The sequence below is a fragment of the Prosthecobacter sp. genome (genome assembly GCF_049294395.1).
Lineage (GTDB): Bacteria > Verrucomicrobiota > Verrucomicrobiia > Verrucomicrobiales > Verrucomicrobiaceae > Prosthecobacter.
Genome location: NZ_JBAQCR010000299.1, coordinates 1 through 4,893 on the forward strand (window position 1 = coordinate 1; position 4,893 = coordinate 4,893).

4 protein-coding genes are annotated in these 4,893 nt (G+C 59.2%); 1 reads left to right on the forward strand and 3 read right to left on the reverse strand.

What is annotated here, in order from left to right:
* The 3 genes from WAW39_RS19920 to WAW39_RS19930 form a co-directional block, all read right to left on the reverse strand.
* A partial coding sequence (locus WAW39_RS19920) for an acyltransferase family protein (RefSeq protein ID WP_422320914.1) occupies nt 1-1,030 on the reverse strand: 1,030 nt, incomplete at its 3' end.
* A gap of 2 nt (nt 1,031-1,032) precedes the next feature.
* The gene (locus WAW39_RS19925; protein WP_422320915.1) at nt 1,033-1,512 is read right to left on the reverse strand and encodes a DUF1854 domain-containing protein; all 480 of its coding nucleotides are present in this window, start codon (nt 1,510-1,512) and stop codon (nt 1,033-1,035) included.
* Nucleotides 1,509-3,728 carry an ABC transporter ATP-binding protein gene (locus WAW39_RS19930; protein WP_422320916.1) on the reverse strand — a complete coding sequence of 740 codons (2,220 nt, stop codon included), beginning with the start codon at nt 3,726-3,728 and terminating at the stop codon, nt 1,509-1,511. Before WAW39_RS19930 ends, WAW39_RS19925 begins: the two co-directional genes overlap by 4 nt.
* Before the next feature lie 174 nt (nt 3,729-3,902).
* Between WAW39_RS19930 and WAW39_RS19935 the strand changes: the two genes are divergently transcribed.
* Nucleotides 3,903-4,893, forward strand: a 991-nt coding sequence (locus tag WAW39_RS19935) for a cyanophycin synthetase family protein (protein ID WP_422320917.1), incomplete at its 3' end; no start/stop codon positions are given.

Genomic DNA, 4,893 nt, shown 5'->3' on the forward strand with positions numbered 1-4,893 from the left:
TGTCCAGTGTGTGGCGCATCACATAGAAGGCCAGCGAGTTCACGCCGACGACAAGGAAGGGGAAGGACCAGCTCCGCCATTGCCTGACATCGATGATTTGATACAGCGCTGCTAAAATCAGCAGGCAACCGCCGCCGCTGAAGAAGACCCAGGCCGGTGTCCACAAACGCTTCACAATCGGGCAGATGCCGCCGAAGTGCAGCACAAAACTGAAGGCCAGGCAGGCCACACTCGCCACCATGAGCTGCCTGGCCGGCTGGTCTCCTCGCTTGATCCAGGTGCCTGCCATCACTCCGAGGATCATGGTGGCGATGGTGGGAATGAAGTTCAGGGTCGTGTATCCTCCGAGATAGCCCACGTAGGGGCGCTCACGCGGGAACTCGTTGAGCAGCCAGCGGTCAAAGCTCCAGCCCACATTGCGGTTGTGATTCCAGTGGGCAAAAAAGCCGGTGAAATCATGCTGCCAGCCTTCCGGGGTGTTGAAGTCCATCGGATTGGCATGCGGCGGCATGATGGGATAGCAGGCATACATCAGCCATGAGGAAGTCAGGATGAGTCCAAACCAGATCCACCGTGTCCGTGTGCTGCAATAAGCCAAAGCATACACCGCCATGTAACCCAGACCGGTCTGGGTCAAAGTCTCGTCAAAGGTCCAGTGCGTCATGTCACGGTCCACACTGCGCAGGAATATCCCCAGGAATATCAGCGCCACTGACCGCCACAGCGCATGCAGTGTCATGTGCCACTGCGACTGGCCTTTTCTCGAACGTGCCGAAACAGAGAACACCAGCGAAGCCCCGGTCAAAAAGGCAAACGACGGGTGGATCAGGTCGTTCAGTGAACAGCCCACCCATGGAATGTGGGAGGAATGATGACCTAGAAACTGCCAGATCGCGCTGTCGGGAAAGAGCACCGCTACGTCATCCAGTTGCAGCAGACGCAGACCAAGCAGAAACATCACGATGCCTCGATAGACATCGAGCGAGCCGATACGTGGAGGCGTGGCGGGCGGGGTGTTAACGGAGTTCAAGGTCAGTAGTAGTGCTCCAGCTTGCGTTTGCTGATGCGGTCCAATCTGGCGATATTGGGTATGAGATAGCGCGTGTTCCCCCGGTCCACAACGACCAGCCGCCCATGGCCGAGGGGTTGGATGCTTTCATCCGTCTCCACTTCAAAGCTGGTGTCCCCCCGATCCGTGGTGACATGCCATTCGTGCCCATTTGCCAGACGCACGATGCGGTGGATGACCTGAATAATGGGGACGAAGTCTCGCCGGGCCAGCGCCTCTAGCAGCAGGGTGCGCGAAGGTTCGGGCAGGCTTTGCGGATCTTCGATGCATAGAATCTCACGCGCGCCTTCGGACTGGATGGAGATCCAGTGGTCCTTCTCAGTCAGCGGGAACAGTTTGACGGGATGCACATTCGTATGCCTGATGCCGTTGCTGTCCACCAGTGCCAGCCGGCCCTGGCTTTCCTTGGCAAATTCAATGTTCAGTGGCTGCGGCGTGCTCATGCGTGATTCACCTCCAACATGGCCTGATGCAGTCGCGCATAGGTGCCGCTGCTCTCCAGCAGTTGCTCATGAGACCCAATTTCCTTGATGCGGCCTTCCTCGATCACCACCAGCCGGCTCGCCTTGCGCAGAGTGCCCAGGCGATGCGCGATGGCGATTGTGGTGCGGCCTTTGACGAGGTGATCCAGCGCCGCCTGGATTTCACGCTCCGTTTCAGTGTCCACGGATGAGGTGGCTTCATCCAGGATCAAAATGGCCGGGTCGACAAGTAGCGCACGTGCGATGCTGATGCGCTGCCGCTCACCGCCAGAAAGCTGCTGGCCGCGCTCTCCCACCAGCGAATCGTAGGCATCCGCCAGCCGCATGATAAAGTCATGCGCACGTGCCGCACGCGCCGCGGCTACGATCTCCGCACGCGTCGCATTCGGTTTTCCATAGGCGATGTTTTCCGCGATTGTGCCATAGAAAAGATAGGGCTCCTGCAGCACGAGGCCAAGGTTTCTGCGGTAGTCCATCACATCGACATCACTCAGATTGAAGCCGTCCACGAGCACCGCACCTTCGCTCACTTCAAAGAAGCGGCATGCCAGGTTGACCAGCGTCGTTTTGCCGGCACCGCTTGGCCCCACGAATCCCACCATCTCGCCCGGCGCGATTTTCAAACTGATGCCTCGAATGATTTCACGTGATCCGTAGCGGAATTTCACATCACGGAATTCGATCTCGCCACGCAGGCGGCCCACCTTGATCGCATTGCGCTGCACCGGCACGTCAGGCTTCACATCCAGCACATCAAAGACGCGGTGCGCGCTGGCGGCTGCCCGCTGCATGGAGGCGGTGAAGCGGCTCATCGAGTCCATGCGTTCGTAGAAGCTGCTGATGTAAAGCACAAAGCCGGTCAGCACCCCCACCGTGATGCTGTCATGCGCCACACTCCAGGCGCCGACCGCCCACACGATCAGCAGGCCCAAGTCCGTCAGCAGCTTGATCATCGGTGTGAAGAACGACCAGGTCTTGTTCACGCGGTCGTTGGTGTCAAAGATGTGCTTGTCCGCCACGCGGAAGCGCTCGATCTCGCGTTGCTCTTGGGCAAATGCCTTGACCACACGCACGCCGGGTATCGTGTCCGCCAGCACGCTGGTGAGCTGGCTTCCCGCACGGCTGGCGGCGGCAAACCCGCCGCGCAGATGCTCACGCACGCGCTGCACCAGCCAGGCAACGATGGGTACTGGTCCCAGTGCGGCTACGGCCAGCAGCGGATTGATGCTGAACAAGATGACCGCCGTGAAAATGAACTGCAGCACGTCACAGAAAAAGTCGATGAAGTTCACCGAGATGAACAGGGAGAGATGCTCCGTGTCCGAACCAATGCGTGAAATGAGGTCTCCGGTGCGCTTGCGGTTGAAGTAGGTGAGCGAAAGCCTCTGCAGGTGCTCAAACGTCTCCCGCCGCATGCGGCTGGTCACATGCTCGGCAATGCGCGCCACCACGAAAGTTTTCCCCCAATTCAGGGCCCAGGTCAGCAGCGCGGCCAGAGCCAGTTCGGTGATGAATACATAGACCTTCCGCACATGCACCAGTTCAGTCTGGCTTTGCAGCGGGATGAGCACGTCATCCACCAGAGACATGGTGAGCCAGGGCGCTATCATTTGCGCCCCGGTACTTGCCATCGTCAGCACCAGTCCGAGAAACAGCAGCCGGTACCATGGACGGGCAAAACTCAGCAGTCGCAGCAGCGGCTTCCCTGGCGGTATATACCCTTCGGCATCTTCAGCGGCAAAGATCTCCTCCTCATCGTCCTCTTTTTCATTGCCGCCATTTTCGGAACCAGCAGCATCACCGCTCAGCGTCCGGCATTGATCACGGAACCGGGCCAGAAATGCTTCTGCCTGGCGCAGGCAGCCGGACGTCACCCGCCACTGGCCGAGGAGCGTTCCGTTTCCCATGAGGTGCAGCGCAATGGTCGCGCCCATTTCCTCCAGCTGGAATTCCTGCAGATCTGCCAGCTTCCAGGCGACGAAGCGCGGCTGGCTCGTACCCTCATCCTCAAAATGCAGCAGGCGGGTGTTGGTTAGCACGATCAGTCCATGCCTGAAATGCAGCCCTGCATCCAAATCCGTCATCAGACGGGCGATCGTGCGTTCACCGGATGCCAGTTTGGACTCGGCATGCTGAAGCAGAAATTCGGGAAGATCTTGGAAAAGTGGACGCGGCAAAATGGAGGCGGATCGTGGAACCCGCCGAAAGTCCGATGTTACCGTAGCTTGTCAAACTGGGGCGGTTATTTCCCCTAACGCGGCGCAGGAATGCCCATTCCATCTCATTTCATGCCGATGTTTCCCTTGACCTCCCGCAGGCATGTGGACAATTCCGCGCTTTCCTTTCCTTGCTTGCCTAACACTGCCCCATCCAGCGAACTCCGCTCCACCATTGTTCGCAAAATCCTTGCGCTGCGCGGCCCGAATCTCTGGGCGCGTGAGACGGTTCTGGAATGCAAGGTGGAGTTTCCCGAGATGACCGACCACGTCGCAAACTGGCGTTCCTGGCTTCTTTCCTGGCTGCCGACTTTGGAGCCGCAGCTTAGCGAAACCAGCGTCACTCCGCAGGCGGAGTCCCTGGCGGCCCTGCTGCAGTCAATCACCCTGCATTTGCAAAGTCGCTCCGATCTTCAGGTCAGTTTTGGCAAGGTGATGCCCACCTCCCAGCCTCTGACGTATCGTATCATCACCCAGTTTGATGATGAATCCATCGCCCGCGCAGCCTTCGAACTCGCCCGGCGTTTGATCGAAGCCGCGCTCTTTGGCCAGACCATGGACGTCAATGCGGCCATCACAGAACTGAGCGAGCTTGCTCAGGAAGTATGCCTCGGGCCCAGCACCCGGGCCATGGTGGATGCCGCACGTCTGCGAGGCATCCCGGTGCTTCGGCTCACCGAAGGCAGCCTGGTTCAGCTTGGCTGGGGTTCGAAACAAAAGAAAATCCTCGCCGCAGCCACCAGTCAGACGAGCGCTATCGCTGAAGATATAGTGCAGGACAAAGACTTCACCCTGCGAATGCTCCATGAAATTGGTCTGCCGGTGCCGCAGGGCCGGCCTGTGAAAAACGCTGACGATGCGTGGGCTGCCGCCAACGAAATTGGCCTGCCGGTCGTCGTGAAACCTCTGGACGGGAACCAGGGGCGTGGCGTCGCCTTGAATTTATACACCCGCGAGCAGGTGGCCACCGCCTACGCTGCAGCTCGTGAGGAAAGCCGGTCGGTCATTGTGGAGCAGTTCGCCGAGGGGGAGGACTACCGCGTGCTCGTCATCGGACGTGAACTCATCGCCGCCTCCCGTCGTTACCCTGCGCATGTCATCGGCGACGGTGAGCACACCATTCAGG

Bases quoted from the DNA above. Each gene is read 5' to 3' on its own strand.
- WAW39_RS19925 (WP_422320915.1), bottom strand. From the start codon at position 1,512: ATGAGCACGCCGCAGCCACTGAACATTGAATTTGCCAAGGAAAGCCAG.